Below are 17,700 nucleotides of genomic sequence, written 5' to 3' on the forward strand. Positions count from 1 at the left end.
GCGCGAGGCGGAAGGCCCTGCATGCGCCTGCGCAACAAGTGCGTCAGCTACTCGGTACGCGAGGACAGCGCCGGGTGGGGCCACGCAAAAAACGCAAACTCCGTGTTCAACGTCTCCCAGCGCTTCCTAGCCTGCTGCTTCCGCAGGAGGCAGTAGTAGGCGAGCAGGGAGAGGGATGCGTACACACCGCATGACGGGGGCGAACGCTGTCCGTCGACAGGACGCGTCGAGGGGCACTGTCGTGAGCCCGCACGAGTGCAGCACGCGTGCGGGGCTGGAGATGCTGGAGCACGGTGGCAACGCGGTCGATGCCGCAGTGGCGAGCGCCTTGGTCGCGGGGGTCGTCGAACCGACGGAGACAACGCTCGCAGGGTGCGGTTTTCTGCTGTTCAACGACCCCGGGTCCGGTGCGTGGTCCGCGGATTTCGGTCCACGTGCCCCGTTGGCTGCCTCCCCCACCATGTACCAGGTCGAGCACGGTGGCTCCGGTTCGAGCGTCCTCGGCCTGGCGCCGGTCGTCGGCGCGGCCAATGTGGACGGGGCCCGGGCCTGGGGCGTGCCGAGAACGCTGCTGGGCCTGCTCAGCGCGCAGGACGCCTGGGGCGAGCTGCCGCGCTCCGAGGTGTGCGGGCCCGCCATCGCGGCTGCGCACGACGGTTTCGACGCGGACATGTGGTTCATGACCAACGCCCTGTCCGACCTCGTACGGCTTCGCCAGGACGCTCAGGCCCGCCGCACCTACCTCGACGGGGACGGTCTGCCACGCGGACACGCCTCCTCGTCGTTCTACGGCCCGTCTTTCGGCGCCCGGCCGCGTGTGCGGCAGCCGCTGCTGGGTGCCGCCTTGGAGGAGGCGGCCCATGGCCCGCTGGCGTCGATGACCGAAGGGAGGCTGGCACAGCACCTGGTGGAGACCTCCCGGGAGGCCGGCGGTCTGCTGGCGATCGAGGATCTGCGCACGTCCGGGCCGTCGATCAGCCGGGCCCTCGGCCGTCGTTACCGGGACGTGGAGGTCTTCGTGCCGCCTTCGCCGGGCGGGGGGATCACCGAACTGCAGATTCTGCAGACCTGGGAGGCGCTCGGTCCGCGCCCTGCGACCTCCCACGAGAGCGGTGCCCGAGCCCGCAAGCTCGCCCTCGCGCTGCGGCACGCTTTCGCCGACCGCTACCACTGGCTCGGAGATCCAAAGGTGGTGCCGGTTCCCCTTCAGGGCCTGTTGAGCCCGGAGCACACCGCCACGCTGGCCCGGCTCGTCGAGACCGGCCGGGACGTCGAGGGCTGGCACGACGGCGAGCCGTGGATCACCTATGCGGCGCGCGCCGTGCATGATCCGTGGCGGCACGAACCAGGCTCACCGGCTCGTCCGAAGTGGACCCCCCGGAGCGCGACCCCGCCGACCAGCGGCACGACGCACATATCGGCGGCAGACGCGCAGGGCCGCATCGTCTCGGTGACACACACCGCCGCCCACCTCTTCGGCAGCGGCGTCGTCTGCCCGCGTACGGGGCTCCTCCTCGACGCGTCCATGGCATGGTTCAACGCCCTCCCCGGCGCCGCGAACAGCATCGCACCGGGCGCTCGGCCGCTGGCCAACATGGGCCCGGCACTTGTCACACGGCAGGGGGAGTCGGTCGCTGCCGTCGGTGCCTCGGGCGGGCGGCGGATCATCAGCGCCGTCGCCCAGGTGATCATCAACCTCGTGGACGGAGGGCACTCGCCCGCCGACGCGGTCGCGTTGCCCCGCCTCGACGGCAGCGGCCCGCGCCTCCTCCTCCACGAGGACCGGGAAAGCGATCTCGACGCCCTGCACGACCTCGGCGTCACCCTCGTCGCCACCTCCGGCGAACCCCACCAGATGGACTTCGCGCGCCCGAACGTCGCCGCGTTCCATGGCAACGGCCGGACCTCATCAGCGCTCCACGCGACCAACTACGGCGTATAGAGAGGCCGGTCCCTTGACTGTTCGACAGCGAGCGCCCCGTGTGTCGGCTTCCAAGACGTTCTTGGTCTCCGGCCTGGGAACAGCTTTGGAGTACTACGACTTCCTGATCTACGGACTCGCGGCGGGGCTGGTCTTCAACACGGTCTTCTTCCCTTCGTCCGATCCGGCCGTGGGTACCCTGTACGCCTTCGGAGCCTTCGGAACAGGCTTCCTCGCCCGTCCGCTCGGCGGCCTCGTCATCGGGCATTTCGGCGACAAGGTCGGCCGCAAGAAGATGCTGACACTCACCCTCGTCCTGATGGGCGTCAGCTCGTTCCTCGTCGGCCTGCTGCCCGGATACGCGACGATCGGCATCTGGTCGCCCCTCCTGCTGGTGGCACTGCGGCTGGTCCAGGGCTTCGCAGCCGGCGGCGAATGGGGCGGCGCTGCTCTCTTCGGTATCGAGAGAGCCCCCAGCGGCAGACGCGGGCTGTGGGGAAGCTTCACCAGCATGGGAATCGGGCTCGGCACACTTCTCGGTGTCGGGGTCTTCACACTGGTCAGCCTCGCCGCCGACGACGAGCTGACGCCGTTCGCCTGGCGGATTCCCTTCCTCCTCGGCGGTGTGCTGGTACTCGTGGGGCTCTACGCGAGACTGTCGATGCCTGGCGAGGCGGCCCCCGAGCAGACGAACCGCCGTGCGGACGGCGGCGAGGTGCCGCTGAAGACCGCCCTCCGGCGCGCGCCTCGTACCGTCCTGTACGGGCTCGGTATCAGCTACGGGTACAACACCGTCGCCTACATCGGCTTCACCTACTTTCTCTCCTACCTGACAGGGATCGGATACAGCTCGACCGAAGCCCTTGTCGGGCAGCTCGCCTACAGCGTTCTGCTGATCCCCGCCGCCCCGCTGTTCGCACACTTCTCAGACCGCTACGGTCGCCGTCCGGTCATGGTGCTCGGCGGAGTGGTGACCGCCGCCTTCATGTTCTGCTACTTCCCGCTCGTCGAAACCGGTCACGCCGGGGTCGCCGTGGCCGCCTTCGCGGCGGTCGGACTCGTGACCGGTATGACGCAGGGTCCCGTTCCGGCCTTCTTGGGCGAGCAGTTCCCCGCCCGCATCCGCTACAGCGCAATGTCGGCGTCCTACCAGGCCGGTGCGGCGATCGGGGGCGGCACCGCGTCCTTCGTCGCGACCGGCCTGATGATCCTCTCGGACCAGAACCCCATGGCGGTCGCCGGGTACGGTGCGTTCGCGATGCTCGTCCTCGTGGCATGCTCGCTCAGGCTGCGGGAGACCGCGCACCTGTCCGTCGAGGAGATCAACGGTGAGCCGAGCAGACAACTCCGAAGGAACGGAGAGCCCGAGCCGCGCCTCCGCCTCTGAGGCCGGGCTCCCTGCCCGGCCTGCGGCCAAGCGGGTCGGCCTCAGCCATGTCGCTCGCAGGGCAGGAGTGTCTCTCACGACCGCCTCGCACAGCTTCAGCGGGCGCCGTCCCGTGTCCGCCGACGCGAAGCGGCGTGTGTGGAGCGCGGCTCTCGAACTCGGTTTCACGGCGCCGTCCGCCCGCAAAGCGGTCGCGGTCCTGGTCCGCCCGCCGGAGGCCATGAGCGCCTGGGCGTCCGGGACGACCTCGTTCGCCGACATGACCGGCGCCATCTCCACGGCCGCCCTCAGCCGCGGATACTCGGTGCTCACAGCGCACGGTCTCGACGAAGTCCGCGGCGCCGTCCCCCGGCTCGACGGATGCATCCTGCTCTGGCCCAACAGCCACGACGACACCCTCAAACAGGTGCTCGCGAGCGACACACCAGTGGTCTCCTACGACCCGGATCCCGGCGCCGCCGGATTCCGGGACTGGGTGGGCGCCGACTACGCAGAATCCATCCGGGCACTCATCGCACACCTCACCGGTGGCGGACGCAGGCGCATCGCCGCCGTCCTCGGCCAGACGGACAACGCATACCGTCGCGCGATCATCGCCGCCTACCGGGCAGCCGTCGCACAGCTGGGGCAGGGTCCGCTGCTGCGCGTCGTCGACACCGACACCGGGCAGCAAGGCGCCCAGGAGCACGTCGCCGGCCTGCTGCGCACCCCGCGGCCTCCGGACGCGATCATCACCTCTTCGAGCGTGTTCGCACGCGGCGCGCTGGAGGCCGCTTCCCGCGCAGGGCTGAGCGTGCCCGGCGAGGTCGCCATCGCCACCGCCACGGACGGGCCACTGGCCGAATTCGCTCCCGTCCCCATCACCGGGCTGCGCATCGACACCCACACCTCGGCAGCCCGACTGATGGATCTCCTCGAAGCGCGCCTCATGCGCGTCCCCGAGCCGAAGGGCACGGCTCACATCCCACTGATCCTCGTGCGCCGGCACTCGACCGATGACCACTCCCGGCACCAGACCCATTCCGAGTAGGAACGCTGCCACGGCCGCCTCATCTGCGCAGGTGGCTCGGGTACGCCCTGCGCCTGCCCGACGTCTGCCCGCGCCGAATGCACCGGCCCCGCGAGTGGCGGAACCGCCCCATGCCGTGGGCATGCAGGTCATGCGAGCAGGCCGTCGCACGCTTCACGGAAGCCTGCGGTGCGCAGGCGCGGGAGACGGACCGGGTGAAGGGGAGTCTGCTGCTGGGCCCTTGGCCTGTTCCCGCAGAGTCTTCTTGTCGACCTTCCCCACCGCGTTGACCGGCAGCGTGTCGACGAAGTCGATGGTGGCGGGGGCATGGATGCGGGTCAGTCTCTCCGTGACGTACGCACGCAGTTCGTCGGCCTCCGGGAGGGACCCGGGGTGGGTGGGGACGACGTACGCGACGGGAACCTCGCCCAGGTCGTGGTGTGCGGCTGCGACGACGGCAGCCTCGGAGATCAGTGGGTGTGCGGTGAGGGCACTTTCGATGTCCTGCGGGGCGAGGTTCTCCCCACCACGGATGATGACGTCCTTCAGCCGCCCGGTCACTGTCAGGTAGCCGTCGGCGTCCAGGGTGCCGAGGTCCCCGGTGCGGAGCAGGCCGTCCCGCACGGGGCCGTCGGAGCCGTCGTCCCCGACGTAGCCCGACATGACGGCCGGCCCGCCGATGCAGATCTCTCCCTCCGCGCCGGTGGGGACGTCCCGGCCGGTGACAGGTGACAGAAGCCGTACTTCCTGCCGGGGGAGCACGGTGCCGACGGTGCCGCGGCGGGGCGCATGCGGGGGGTTCATCGCGGTGGTGCAGGTGGCTTCGGACAGCCCGTAGGACTGCACGAGCGGTACGCCGAAGGCGGCCTCGATCTGGTCCTGCTGGGTCCCGGTCAGCGGCGCGGAGCCGCAGCGCAGCATCCGCAGCGGCGCGCGGGAGCGGTCGGCACGCAGGTGCGGAAGCATCCGCAGGTACATCGTGGGGACGCCCGTGACGATGGTCGGCCGGAACCGCCGGATCTGTTCCTCCACCTGCTCGGCGCGGAATCTCGGGACGAGCGCGATGCTCGCCCCTGCCAGCAGAGGTGCCAGGAGCTGGTTGTTGAGGCCGTTGGTGTGGTGCATCGGCATCAGATGCAGCAGGCGGTCGTGCGGGGTGAGGCCGGTGTGCTCCGCCACTCCCACCGCGTGGACGTGCAGGTTTTGACGCGTGAGCCGGATGCCCTTGGGGACGCCGGTGCTGCCCGAGGTGAACAGCAGCAGCGCCGGAGCGGACGGTTCGGGCTCGGGTGGCGGCGGGAGGGCCTCGGTGTCGTGAGCGAGGACGCTCTCCAGCGCGGTCCAAGGGGGCCCGGAAGCGGGCCGCGGATCAGGGAGGTGTGCCGCGTCGGCCAGCAGGTGGCCGATGCCGAACTCCGTCGCGCGCTCGGCCGCCGACGCCGCGGACAGATGCGGGTCCAGCACGCACACGCAGTGCCCTGCGCGCAGCACCCCCAGCGCGGCCACGGCCGACGGGATGCCTTTGTCCGCCACGATGCCGACGGTGGTGCGGCCGGTCGGCACGAGCGTGCGCACTCCGGCCGCTGCTGTCCGGGTCCGCAGGTTTACGTCGCGGTAGCCGACGGTCTCGTGGTCGTCCAGGAGCGCGATGCGGTCGTCGTGGGCGTGCCGGTGCAGGGCTGCTTCCAGCGCGGTGGTCAGGTCGCCTCCGGCCTGTCCCGCCTCCGGCTGCAGGGGTGTCCGGGTGTTCATCGCAGCGTCACCGCCGCATCGGCCTCGAAGACGCCGTCGGGGTCCAGCGCGGCGAGGGCGGTGGCCTCTGCGCCGGTCGGCGGGGGCGTCGGGGCGGCGTCGGGGTGGAGTACGACGTCGAAGCCGGTGCGTGCGCGGACCTCGTCGAGGGTCACCTCGGGGTGCCAGGAGGACAGGCGCAGCCGTTCTCCGTCGTGGACGAACACCGCGACGGGTGTGACGACACCGTGCATCCCGCCGGCCGCGGTACGGAAGTCGAGGTGGTCGACGAGAGTGCGGCGGGAGTGTTCGGTGCGCCAGGTGCAGGCGCGTTTCGCGGTCGGCAGCATCACCGCACCGCCGCCACCGCCCGGCAGCCGGACCTTGGGACGGTGCCATGCGCCGATGCAGGACACGTTGGTGTCGCCCCGGCCGTCCACCTGGGCGGCGCCGAGGAAGCACAGGTCCATACCGCCGCGTGCGCACAGGTCGTAGAAGTCCTCGTTGGCGAAGAGGGCGCGGCTGTGCTCGGCGAGGACGGGGTCCGAGCTGGACAGGGGGACGGACGAGGGGCGGGGGTCGACTCCGGCGGCCACGTTGAGGTAGGTGAAGGGGAAGTCGTAGGCCTTCTTGGCCAGCAGGCAGGCGAGCATGGGCAGGGTCGAGTTGACTCCGCTGAAGGTGGTCTCCCGCGGGCGGACGAAGCGGGCCAGGTTGGTGACGAGGTAGGAGAAGGGGGACCACGGGGTCATCGGATCGCCTCCGGTCCGCAGTTGAGGTGGTCGTCAAGGGTGTGCCCGGAGGTGTCGAGGTAGGCGGAGACGGCGTCGTAGTCGATGCCGTAGTCCGGCCAGCAGGAACCGGGCCAGGCGCCGTGCGGCACCACTGAGACGGCCTCGACGAGGAATCCCGGCACCAGTGTCAGCTCCGGCCGTTCCTCGAACCGTGCGCCGTCGACGAGGCGTTCGGCGACCACCAGCACCTTTCCTGCGGCCCTGGTCATGATGCGGTCCCAGTGCGTGGTGCCGTAGACGCGGGCGTCGCCCTCGGCTGTCACCTCGTTGGCGTGGATGACGGCGACGTCGGGGCGGATGGCGGGGATGACGTACACGGGTGCCCCGTGGCCGTAGGGGTCGTCCATGCGCACCCAGCCGTTCAGCTCGGCGAGGTCGGAGCCGTGCACACCGCCTACCGGCTGGAACGGGACCCCGAAGGCCGAGGCGCGCAGGCCGGCCGTGAGGGTGGCGCAGGCGTGCTCCTCCAGTTCCACGGAGTCCGTCTCGATCGCCTGGCGGTACCAGGGGGCGAGCCCGAAGTTGCCTTCCAGCGCCACGATGCCGGTGCGGGCCCGTTTCACCGCGCCGGCCCTGCACAGCAGATCGATGTCGTAGCCGGGTGACTGTTTGACGATCTCAAGCCCGGTCCTGCCCGCCCTGATCAACTCCCGCACCAGGGCGAACGGGCCCCGGTGCAGGAAACTTCCGCCCAGAGCTACCGAGTCGCCGTCGTGGATGCGGGAGGCCAGCTCGCTCAGCGGGACGACCTTGTCTTCCGCCGTACGCTCCGGCTGTTGTGGCGTGCTCACCGGGTGCCTCCTGCGGCGTAGTGGCTGATCCGTTCGCGCAGTCCTGGTTCTGCGGCGGTGCGCACCAGGCAGGCGAGGTCCTGGTCGGGGCGGGCGGCGGCGAGAGTCCGCTGGAAGGCGCTTCGCGCGGATACGGGTACGGCGCGGGCCTCCGCGGCGGCCGCCTCGGTGAACTCTGCCCAGTCCCCGCTGTCGGCGACATCGGTCAACAGGCCACAGCGGGCGGCCTCGGCGGCGTCCAGTGTCCGTCCGCCGGCCTGGATCGAGCGGGCGGTGTCGGCACCGACGCGAGCGACGAGCCGCCGGGTGCCCAGAACGATGCCGAAGGCGAGGCCAGGCAGCCGAAAGCGGGTACCGGGAGCGGCGACGCGCCGACTGCACGCGCACAGCAGGTCCGCGCCGGCGCCGAAGACCCGGCCGTGGGCGAGAGCGAGGGTGGCGAAGGGCGCCGCGTGCACGGCATGGAGCAACTGCTCGATACGGACGAAGCGGTGCAGCAGGTCGCCGTCGGACTGCTCCTCCAGCCGCCCGAGGTCGAATCCGGCGCTGAAGACGGCTCCCTCTCCGCGCAGGACGAGAAGATCGGGCGGCCGTGCGACGGCCGCTCCGACCTCTTCCAAGAGGGCTTCCACCAGTGTGGAGTTCAGGGCGTTGCGCTTGTCGGGACGGTTCAGGGTCAGGGTCAGTACGCCGTCGCGCCGCTCCGTGCGCAGCTCCGTCATGATGCCGCGTCCCCGGAAGTGGCGGCGAAGAGCGGGCCGAGTACGTCGTCGGTGTGCTCTCCCAGAGCCGGAGGTGGCCGCAGCGGGCCCTCGGCCGGGTCGCCGTCGATACGCAGTGGTGGACCGAATGTGCGGGTCACATCGCCGGTGGGGAGGGTCAGTTCCTGTACCCAGCCCATGTGTGCGACCTGCGGATCGGCCAGGGCCTGGGAGTAGGTGTTGATCGGTGCGCAGGGAACTCCGGCGGCGCGGAACGTGGCCAAAAGCTCCTCCACCGTTCGGCCGGCGAAGACGTTCTCCAGGATTTCGCGCAGTGCTTCTTGGTGGCGTGAGCGCAGTTCCGTCGTGGCGAACCGTTCGTCCTCGGCCAGGCCGGGCCGGCCGAGAGCGGCACACAGCGAGACGAACAGGGCGTTGTTGCCGGCCGCGACGGCGACGTACCCGTCGCCGGCCGCGAACGCCTGGTAGGGGGCGTTGCGTGGGTGTGCGGACCCCAGCTTGACCGGGTCGGTGCCTCGGCCGAAGAACTCGCTGGTCTGCAAAGCGGCCACGGCGAGCGAGCAACCGAACATCGACGCGTCGATGTGGGCGCCCTGGCCGGTGCGGAAGCGGTCGCGCAGGGCGGCGGCAATGGCGAAGCCCGCGTAGAGGCCGGTGGTGAAGTCCGCGATCGGCACTCCGCACTTCACCGGAGCACCGTCGGGCTCCCCGGTGACGCTCATGATCCCGGCCATGGCCTGCAGCGTGAGATCGAATCCTCCCTCAGCAGCGCGCGGTCCCGTCTGCCCGAACGCCGATATCGAGCAGTAGACCAGCCCGGGGTTGTCCGTGCGCACCGTGGCGTGGTCCAGGCCCAGCCTGCCCATCACTCCGGGCCGGTTGTTCTCGACGACCACGTCGGCCTCGGCGATCAGCCGCAGTGCGGCGGCGTTGCCCTCGGGACTTTTGAGGTCCAGCGCCACCGAGCGCTTGTTGCGGTTGAGCGAGGCGAAGTTCTCGCTGTAGCCGGAGGTGAGAGGGGGCCAGGCACGCATCGAGTCACCGGAGCCGGGGTGTTCGACCTTGATGACGTCCGCGCCCATGTCGGCGAGGATCATCCCGCAGAACGGGCCGGCCGCCACGGTGCAGAACTCGACGACTTTCACCCCTTCGAGGAATCGCGTCATCAGCCATCACCTTCCTGTTGCATCGGGCGGAGCCGGGGCCGGCCCCGAGGGGTACGTGCGGCAGCCCAGTTCGCGGGAGATCTCGCGCGAGGTGGCCAGCACGGCCTCGCGGTAGTGCGACTCCTGTGGCAGCACCCGCTCGACCGGACCGGAGACACCCACGGCGGCGACCGGCCGGCTACGGGCGTCGAAGACGACCGCGGCCACGCCGGCCACCGAGATGCGCCACTCGCCGCGGTTGACGGCGCACCCCGTCCGTCGGGCGTGCGCGAGGTCCCGTTCCAGGTCCACGGCTGTGCTCAGGGTGCGTTCGGTCCACGCGGTGAGCCCCGTGGAGAGGAAGGCAGCCAACTCGCCTTCGGGCAGCACGGCAAGCAGTGCCTTGCCCGAGGCGACGCAGTGTGCCGGTGCTCTGCCGCCCACGGAGGAGTAGGCGCGGACCGGCTGCCGGCTCTCCACCTTGTCCAGGTAGACGACCTCGGCACCGTCCAGTATCGACAGGTGCACCGTCTCGGCCGTGTGCTCGGCCAGGCGATGGATGGAGTGCTGCGCGATGCGGCGCACGTCGACCCGTTCCATCACGGCACTCGACAACTCGAAGAGCTTGACCGTGCACTCGTAGCCCGAGCCGTCCGCCGCGGCGCGCAGGTAACCGGCAGCCGTGAGGGTCTGCAACGTGCGGTGCACATTGCTCCTCGTCAGCTCCAACTCCCGCGCCAACTCGCTGGCCCCGCGCGGGTGCTCGCTGCGGGCGACCGCCTCCAGCACCTTGAGCCCTTTCAGAAGCGTACTGTCCATGCGTCCCAATATATAGGACGCATGTCTAAATAACAGAACGAACGTAAGCGCCGACGCGTCGGGCGTCAATCCATTGACGCGACAGGGGGCGAGTGCTGGACTGTCTCGCAAATTAGGCAGCCGTCCTAAATATTAGGACAGCCGGCGCCCGTGACAGTGCCCTCGACGGCACCCTGACGGGCCACGCCTCCGGTCGGCAGCCGACCGGTCCATCCGAGGCAGGAGGCAACGATGCCCGACACAACGCCCGGCTCCCCGACGTCCGTGCGTCGCAACGTCGCGCGTGCGGCTACCGGCAACGTCCTGGAGATGTACGACTTCACCGTCTACGGCTTCTACGCCTCGGCCATAGCCGAAGCGGTCTTCCCCACCGGAAACGAACTCGTGTCGCTCATCCTGTCGTTCGCGACCTTCGGCGTCGGATTCCTGATGCGGCCCCTCGGCGCCATCGTCCTGGGTGGTTACATGGACCGCCGGGGGCGCCGCGCCGGCCTGCTGATGAGTCTCGCGATCATGTCCGTCGGCGTCGTCCTCATCGCCGTTGTCCCCACCTACGCGAGCATCGGCATCGCCGCGCCGATCATCGTGGTGGTCGCCCGGCTGCTCCAAGGCTTCTCGGCAGGCGCGGAATCCAGCGGCGTCTCCGTCTACCTCGCCGAGATCGCCACCCCCGGCCGGCGCGGCTTCTTCGTCAGCTGGCAGTCCGCCGGCCAGCAGATCAGCGTCTGCGCAGCCGCTGCGGTGGGCATCGTGCTCTCCTCCACCCTTGATCAGGGCCAGATCGAGACCTGGGGCTGGCGCATCCCGTTCCTGCTGGGCAGCCTCGTACTGCCGGTGGTGTTCTGGATCCGCCGCTCCCTGCCCGAGACGGAGTCCTTCGCCAGCCGCACCAACGCCGGGGCCCCGACGCTGCGCACCGTGTACCGGTCCCTCCTGGCCTCATGGCAACTGGTACTGACAGCCGTCTCCCTGGTGACGCTGACGAGCGTCATGTTCTACCTGATCACCGCCTACACGCCCACGTTCGGGGAAAGGGAACTGGGCCTGAGCACGCTCAGCTCGTTCGTGGTAGCAGGTCTGGTCGGGCTGTCGAACTTCGTGTGGATACCGCTGGCGGGGCTGCTCTCCGACCGCATCGGGCGCACTCCGCTGCTCATCGGCTCCGCCCTCCTCGTCGCGGTGACGGCCTACCCTCTGATGCGGTGGCTGGTCGCCGCGCCCTCCTTCCCCCGTATGCTCACGGTCCTGCTGCTCTTCTCGGTGCTCTACGGGGCCTACCAGGGCGCCATGGTCGTCACCCTGACCGAGTTGATGCCGGAGAGCGTTCGGGCCACCGGATTCGCCGTCGCCTACAGCCTCGCCCAGGCCGTCTTCGGCGGCTTCACCCCGACTCTCTGCACAGCCCTCATCAACGCCACGGGCAACAACCGGGCCATGCCCGGAGCATGGCTGACGGCCTCCGCCCTGATCTCGCTGGCCGGCGCCTTCTTCGTGGTCCGTAAGCACATGCTCGCCCCGACGACACGAGCCTCCGCCGTCCCGCACGCCACCCCCGACGGCAGCAGGCGATGACCCGGCCCTCGCGCGGCGCGGACAGCGAGCCGCACCGTGCGCGACCTTTGCTCCTCCAGCACACTCGGCAACGGGGCCCGCGGTTCCACGCCACAGGTGTGGGCTCTGCGGTGCCGGAACATGGCGGCCCGCACGACCAGCCCGTCCGACAAGGACGTGGCCGCCCGGCTCGGTCCGACACCGCTGCCGACTCCGTACGGCGGCGGCTCCTGCCGACTCCGCGTGCATGCTGCGGACCGTGACATCTCACCCGACGGCGCGGCGTGACGTCGCAGTCGGGCCTCGGTCCGGGATAGAAGGACCGGCATGGAACCCACCCGGACGCGCCTGTTGGTGTCCGACTTCCCTGCCGTCTACCGCTTCTACCGGGACGTGCTCGAACTCAGGCCGCAGTTCGGGGCCGAGAACGGCCCCTACGCCCGCGGGGATGGCGCGGGCTGGTGGTGCTGCGGGTGGATGACCTGGACGCCGCCCATGCCGAACTCACCGCACGCGGAGCGGAGTTCATGCGGGACCCGGCCCGATGAGGGACCGGATACGGGTCGCCTGCCTGGAGGACCCGGAAGCAAACCTGATCGAACTGCAGGAGTGGCTCGCACTGCGCGAGCAGACCGGGAGTGCCCCGGCTGCAGGGGAAGGGCAGGCGTCCGCGTGAAGCCGGCATCCGCGAGACCGGCCCGGCGCTGAGCGTTTCCCTCCCCCGTCCGGGAAACCGTTCAGCTCCCGGATGCACCTCCCCCTCAGTGCCGCTCGGTCACGTCCCGCAGCGCGATGTTGAGTTCGAGGACGTTCACCCGCGGCTCGCCCACGAAGCCGGCGATCCGGCCCTCGGTGTGCTTGTCGATCAGCTTGTCCACCTGGGTGGCGGGCAGGTGGTTGCGCTGGGCGACACGGTGAGCCTGGAGGTGTGCGTAGGCCGGGGAGATGTCCGGGTCGAGGCCGGAACCGGAGGAGGTGACGGCATCGGCCGGTACGTCCTCCGGTGCGATGGCGTGTCCGGGTGTGGAGTTGTCCTCGATGACGGCCTTCTTGGCGTCCCTGACCTGTGCGACCAGTTTCCTGCTGTCGCCGGACAGGTTGGTCGCGCCCGAGAGTTGCAGCTCGTACCGGGTGTTGACGGTGTTGGTGCCCAGCCCGTTGGACGGTCTGGGCTGAAACCACCTCAGATCGGGCTCGGAGGTCCCCTGCCCCTTCTTCGGGGACAAGGTGTAGGTCTGGCCGATGAGTTCGGAGCCGACGGCCTTGCCGTCCTCCTTGATCTCGGAGCCGTTGGCCTGGTGCGGGAAGAGCCCTTGGGCGATGCCCGTGACGACCAGGGGGTAGCCGACCCCGGTCACCAGGCTGAGGACCAGCAGGGCCCGCAAGCCCGCTCCCGCCAGGCGTGCGAGGCTGCGTACGGAGTTGTTCATCGCGGTCAGCACGCTTTCCGATCAGCTCAGCCCGGGGACGAGCGAGAGGAGAAGGTCGATGGTCTTGATGCCGATGAAGGGGGCGACGAGCCCGCCGAGGCCGTAGACGCCGAGGTTGCGGCCGAGCAGCCGGTCGGCGCTCATCGGCCGGTAGCGCACCCCCCTGAGGGCGAGCGGTACCAGGGCAACGATGATCAGCGCGTTGAAGATCACCGCGGACAGGATCGCCGACTGGGGCGTGGCCAGGTGCATGATGTTGAGCTTGTCCAGGCTCGGATAGGCCACCGCGAACATCGCCGGGATGATCGCGAAGTACTTCGCCACGTCGTTGGCGAGGGAGAACGTGGTCAGCGCGCCCCGGGTGATCAGGAGCTGCTTGCCGATCTCCACGATGTCGATGAGCTTGGTGGGGTCGGAGTCCAGATCCACCATGTTCCCGGCCTCCTTGGCGGCCGCGGTTCCGGTGTTCATGGCCACGCCCACATCGGCCTGCGCCAGCGCCGGGGCGTCGTTGGTGCCGTCCCCCGTCATGGCCACAAGGCGACCGCCGGCCTGCTCGCTGCGGATCAGCGCCATCTTGTCCTCGGGCGTCGCCTCGGCCAGGAAGTCGTCCACTCCGGCCTCGTCGGCGATGGCCTTCGCCGTCAACGGGTTGTCGCCGGTGATCATGACGGTCTTTATGCCCATGCGGCGCAACTCGGCGAAGCGCTCACGCATGCCCTCCTTGACGACGTCCTTGAGGTGGATCACCCCCAGCACCCGGGCACCGTCGGTGTCCTGGACTGCGACGACCAGCGGCGTGCCGCCCTCCTCCGAGATGCGGCGAGCGATCTCCTCGGCCCCGACCGGGACGCTCCCGCCCCGCTCGCGGACCCAGGCGGTAACCGCGGCTGCCGCGCCCTTGCGGACTCGGCGTACCGCGCCGTCCTCGGTGATGTCGACGCCGGACATCCGCGTCTGCGCGGTGAAGGGCACCCACTCCGCGTGCGCCAACTCACCCTGCTCACGCTCGCGCAGCCCGTGGCGTCCCTTGGCCAGCACGACGACGGAACGCCCCTCGGGGGTCTCGTCCGCCAGGGACGAGAGCTGCGCCGCGTCGGCGGCCTCCGCCGGAGCGACCCCTCCGACCGGTACGAAGTCCGCGGCCTGACGGTTGCCGAGGGTGATGGTTCCGGTCTTGTCCAGCAGCAGCGTCGAGACGTCACCTGCCGCCTCCACCGCCCGCCCGGACATCGCCAGAACGTTGCGCTGGACCAGGCGGTCCATTCCGGCGATGCCGATGGCCGACAGCAGCGCTCCGATGGTGGTCGGGATGAGACACACCAGCAGCGCGGCCAGTACGACCAGAGGGGTCTGTGCATCAGCCCCGGCGTAGCTTGCGAAGGGCTTCAGGGTGACCACGGCGAGCAGGAAGACGACGGTGAGCGAGGCGAGAAGGATGTTCAGCGCGATCTCGTTCGGCGTCTTCTGCCGGGCCGCGCCCTCCACCAGATCGATCATCCGGTCGATGAAGGTCTCCCCCGGCCTGGTCGTGATCCGGACGACGATGCGGTCGGAGAGTACTGTCGTACCGCCCGTGACGGCGCTGCGGTCGCCCCCGGACTCCCGGATCACGGGCGCCGACTCACCGGTGATCGCCGACTCGTCGACCGAGGCGATGCCCTCGACCACGTCGCCGTCTCCGGGGATGACGTCGCTCGCCTCGCAGACCACACGGTCGCCGACCCGCAAGTCGGTGCCGGGCACCTGTTCCTCGGTGTGGCCGTCCGGACCCAGCCGACGCGCGACGGTGTCCGTCTTGGCCCTGCGCAGGGTGGCGGCCTGCGCCTTGCCTCGTCCCTCGGCAACAGCCTCCGCGAGGTTGGCCGACAGTACGGTCACCCACAGCCATGCGGCGATCGTCCAGGCGAACCAGTCGGCAGGGTCCGTGGCGGCCAGTGCGGTGGTGAGAAGGGAACCGACCAGCACCACGAACATCACCGGCGTCCTGACCATCGTCCGGGGGTCGAGCTTGCGGAACGCGTCCGGCACCGACGCGAGAAGCTGCCTCGGGTCGAAGACCCCTGGGCCTACCCGGCCGCCCGTCTCCGGCGGCCGGTGGCCTGTGGAGACGTCGCCGTGCGACGCCCGGCCCATGGTCGTGGTCGTGGTTGTGGTGGGCACGGTTTCCTGTCCCTTTTCGCGGTGGCTCGGGGTGTGCTGGGCGGAGTTCACGTGGCCAGCCCTTCGGCGACCGGCCCCAGAGCCAGCGCCGGGAAGTAGGTCAGCCCGGTGACGACGAGGATCGTGCCGACCAGCAGGCCCGAGAACAGCAGCTTGTCGGTGCGCAACGTTCCCGTGGTGGCCGGCACCGGTGTCTGCTCGGCGAGCGAGCCCGCGAGGGCCAGGACGAAGACGAGGGGGACGAACCTGCCCAGCAGCATGGCCAGCCCGATGGTGGTGTTGAACCACTGTGTGTCGGCGTTCAGACCCGCGAAGGCCGAACCGTTGTTGTTGGCTGCCGAGGTGTAGGCGTACAGGATCTCGGAGAAACCGTGCGCCCCGGAGTTCGTCATGGAGTGCGCCGGTGTGTCCAGCACCAGCGACACCGCGGTGAAGGACAGCACCAACGCCGGTGTCACCAGGATGAAAAGGGCGGCCGGCTTGATCTGCCGGGTACCGATCTTCTTTCCCAGGTACTCCGGCGTACGTCCCACCATCAGGCCGGCGAGGAACACCGCAATGATCGCCATGCTCAGCATGCCGTACAGGCCGGAGCCCACACCGCCGGGTGCGATCTCGCCCAGCATCATGCCCAGCAGCGTGAGTCCGCCGCCGAAACCGGTGAGGGACGAATGGAAGCCGTCGACCGCGCCGGTCGAGGTCAGCGTCGTGGAGACCGCGAAGATCGACGAGCCGCCGATCCCGAACCTGGTCTCCTTGCCCTCCAACGCCCCGCCGGCCGCCTCGAAGGCCGGGCCGTGTCCCGCGTACTCCGTCCACCACATCAGCGCGACGAAACCGAGCCAGATCACGGCCATCGCGCCGAGCACGGCGTAACCCTGCCGCACATCGCCCACCATCTCGCCGAAGGTGCGGGTCAGCGCGAAGGGGATGGCCAGGATCAAGAAGACCTCGAAGAGATTGCTGAAGCCGTCCGGATTCTCGAACGGGTGGGCCGAGTTGGCGTTGAAGTAGCCGCCGCCGTTCGTGCCCAACTCCTTGATCGCCTCCTGGGAGGCGACCGCACCACCGCGCCACTCCTGGGTGCCGCCCCCGAACTGACCCACCTCGTGCACGCCGCTGAAGTTCTGGATCGCCCCGCAGGCCACCAGCACCACGGCCGCGACCATCGAGAGCGGCAGCAGGATGCGGACGGTGCCACGGACCAGGTCCGCCCAGAAGTTGCCCAGCTCGCCTCCCGTACGGCTGCGGGCGAAGCCGCGCATCAGGGCGACCGCCACCGCGATGCCCACGGCGGCCGAGACGAAGTTCTGCACCGCCAGACCGCCGGTCTGCACGACGTGCCCCATCGCCTGCTCGCCGTAGTACGACTGCCAGTTGGTGTTGGTGACGAAGGACGCGGCCGTGTTGAACGCCTGGTCCGGGTCGATCGAGGAGAACCCCAGTGAGCCCGGCAGGCTTCCCTGGAGCCGCTGGAGGGCGTAGAGGAAGAGCACGCCCGCCGCCGAGAAGACCAGGATCCCGCGCAGGTAGGCGGACCAGCGCATCTCGGCGTCCGGGTCTGCGCCGATGGAGGCGTAGATCCATCTCTCGACCCGCAGATGTTTCCGCGAGTTGTAGACGCGGGCCATGCAGGCGCCGAGCGGGCGGTGGACGAGGGCGAGCGCTCCGCACAGAGCAAGCAGCTGCAGCGGAGCAGCGTATTCGGGCCTCATGGCGGTGCTCAGAACCTCTCCGGCTTGACGAGGGCGAGAACCAGGTAGCCCAGCAGGGCGACGGCCACGACCAGCCCGACGATGTTCTCGGCGGTCACAGCTTCGCCACCCCCTTGGCGACAAGCGCCACCAGCGCGAAAACCGCGACCGTGGTGACGACGAAGGCCACGTCGGCCATCACGAGCTCCCAGGACGTTCGGGGATGATTGAACGGTCACAGCAAAGCCCCTGGGACGGGCCGGCTGGACTTCGTTGACATCTCCCTGACGCCCGCGAACCTCAGCTTTACGGGTCCCTGACGAGAAGCCCTCCACGACCGAGGCCACCCGCCGACCTGCGGCTTCCTGCACCCGGAGTCGCAGACCGCACACGCGGGCGTGGCCGGCCTTCCCGGAAGGGGGAGAGAGAGCGGTCCGGGCGTGGGCCGGCTCACGCTGTCGCGCAGCAAAACCTCCAAACATGGGATGTTGAGTTCGATCCATGGCCGGGCATCGGCCGCGACTGCACTGGAGCAGGGACCGG

The 17,700-nt window shown here is 69.8% G+C and carries 15 protein-coding genes and 1 pseudogene; 6 read left to right on the forward strand and 10 right to left on the reverse strand.

The window, feature by feature from the left end:
- Nucleotides 1-241 precede the first annotated feature (241 nt).
- The 3 genes from H297_RS0112025 to H297_RS0112035 are packed head-to-tail and all read left to right on the forward strand — an operon-like array spanning nucleotide 242 to nucleotide 4,338.
- Nucleotides 242-1,942, forward strand: coding sequence for a gamma-glutamyltransferase (locus H297_RS0112025; protein WP_027737251.1), 1,701 nt, complete (start codon nucleotides 242-244; stop codon nucleotides 1,940-1,942).
- 40 nt (nucleotides 1,943-1,982) lie between these two features.
- On the forward strand, nucleotides 1,983-3,308 hold the full coding sequence (locus H297_RS35940) for an MFS transporter (protein WP_051351759.1): 1,326 nt from the start codon (nucleotides 1,983-1,985) through the stop codon (nucleotides 3,306-3,308).
- Nucleotides 3,250-4,338 (forward strand): LacI family DNA-binding transcriptional regulator, encoded by a 1,089-nt coding sequence (locus tag H297_RS0112035; protein WP_027737252.1) that lies wholly within the window; start codon nucleotides 3,250-3,252, stop codon nucleotides 4,336-4,338. The genes H297_RS35940 and H297_RS0112035 overlap by 59 nt, the downstream gene beginning before the upstream one ends.
- Nucleotides 4,339-4,491: 153 nt before the next feature.
- Here the strand turns inward: H297_RS0112035 and H297_RS35945 are convergent, their stop codons facing one another.
- From H297_RS35945 to H297_RS35950, 6 genes are read right to left on the reverse strand one after another with little or no spacing between them, the layout of a single operon-like run.
- Nucleotides 4,492-6,069, reverse strand: a complete 1,578-nt coding sequence (locus tag H297_RS35945; RefSeq protein WP_051351760.1) for a class I adenylate-forming enzyme family protein — start codon at nucleotides 6,067-6,069, stop codon at nucleotides 4,492-4,494.
- Entirely contained in the window at nucleotides 6,066-6,800 is a 735-nt protein-coding gene (locus H297_RS0112045) for a CoA-transferase (protein WP_027737253.1), read from the reverse strand. Before H297_RS0112045 ends, H297_RS35945 begins: the two co-directional genes overlap by 4 nt.
- A complete protein-coding gene (locus H297_RS0112050; RefSeq protein ID WP_027737254.1) occupies nucleotides 6,797-7,633 on the reverse strand; it encodes a CoA transferase in 837 nt (278 codons plus the stop codon). Before H297_RS0112050 ends, H297_RS0112045 begins: the two co-directional genes overlap by 4 nt.
- Complete coding sequence (locus H297_RS0112055; RefSeq protein ID WP_027737255.1) at nucleotides 7,630-8,355, reverse strand: enoyl-CoA hydratase/isomerase family protein; 726 nt, start codon at nucleotides 8,353-8,355, stop codon at nucleotides 7,630-7,632. The genes H297_RS0112050 and H297_RS0112055 overlap by 4 nt, the downstream gene beginning before the upstream one ends.
- Nucleotides 8,352-9,521 carry a CoA transferase gene (locus tag H297_RS0112060; RefSeq protein ID WP_027737256.1) on the reverse strand — a complete coding sequence of 390 codons (1,170 nt, stop codon included), beginning with the start codon at nucleotides 9,519-9,521 and terminating at the stop codon, nucleotides 8,352-8,354. Before H297_RS0112060 ends, H297_RS0112055 begins: the two co-directional genes overlap by 4 nt.
- A gap of 6 nt (nucleotides 9,522-9,527) precedes the next feature.
- Entirely contained in the window at nucleotides 9,528-10,319 is a 792-nt protein-coding gene (locus H297_RS35950; protein WP_051351761.1) for an IclR family transcriptional regulator, read from the reverse strand.
- Nucleotides 10,320-10,550: 231 nt separating this feature from the next.
- On the opposite strand from H297_RS35950, the gene tcuC reads away from it, so the two are divergent.
- From tcuC to H297_RS35960, 3 genes and pseudogenes are all read left to right on the forward strand, one after another.
- The gene (gene tcuC, locus H297_RS35955; RefSeq protein ID WP_051351762.1) at nucleotides 10,551-11,891 is read left to right on the forward strand and encodes a tricarballylate/proton symporter TcuC; all 1,341 of its coding nucleotides are present in this window, start codon (nucleotides 10,551-10,553) and stop codon (nucleotides 11,889-11,891) included.
- 120 nt (nucleotides 11,892-12,011) lie between these two features.
- Entirely contained in the window at nucleotides 12,012-12,158 is a 147-nt protein-coding gene (locus H297_RS43210) for a hypothetical protein (protein ID WP_158693668.1), read from the forward strand.
- A 39-nt stretch (nucleotides 12,159-12,197) separates the two neighbouring features.
- A pseudogene (locus H297_RS35960) lies at nucleotides 12,198-12,546 on the forward strand (VOC family protein).
- 85 nt (nucleotides 12,547-12,631) lie between these two features.
- Here the strand turns inward: H297_RS35960 and H297_RS0112090 are convergent.
- The 4 genes from H297_RS0112090 to kdpF form a co-directional block, all read right to left on the reverse strand.
- Nucleotides 12,632-13,300: a potassium-transporting ATPase subunit C gene (locus H297_RS0112090; RefSeq protein ID WP_027737257.1), complete on the reverse strand. Its 669-nt coding sequence runs from the start codon at nucleotides 13,298-13,300 to the stop codon at nucleotides 12,632-12,634.
- Nucleotides 13,301-13,321: 21 nt separating this feature from the next.
- Nucleotides 13,322-15,436: a potassium-transporting ATPase subunit KdpB gene (gene kdpB / locus H297_RS0112095; RefSeq protein ID WP_037793780.1), complete on the reverse strand. Its 2,115-nt coding sequence runs from the start codon at nucleotides 15,434-15,436 to the stop codon at nucleotides 13,322-13,324.
- Between the two features lie 74 nt (nucleotides 15,437-15,510).
- Nucleotides 15,511-17,178, reverse strand: coding sequence for a potassium-transporting ATPase subunit KdpA (gene kdpA, locus H297_RS0112100; protein WP_027737259.1), 1,668 nt, complete (start codon nucleotides 17,176-17,178; stop codon nucleotides 15,511-15,513).
- A gap of 8 nt (nucleotides 17,179-17,186) precedes the next feature.
- On the reverse strand, nucleotides 17,187-17,276 hold the full coding sequence (gene kdpF / locus H297_RS40745) for a K(+)-transporting ATPase subunit F (protein WP_018845955.1): 90 nt from the start codon (nucleotides 17,274-17,276) through the stop codon (nucleotides 17,187-17,189).
- Nucleotides 17,277-17,700 lie beyond the last annotated feature (424 nt).

The sequence above is a fragment of the Streptomyces sp. CNT360 genome, from assembly GCF_000424785.1.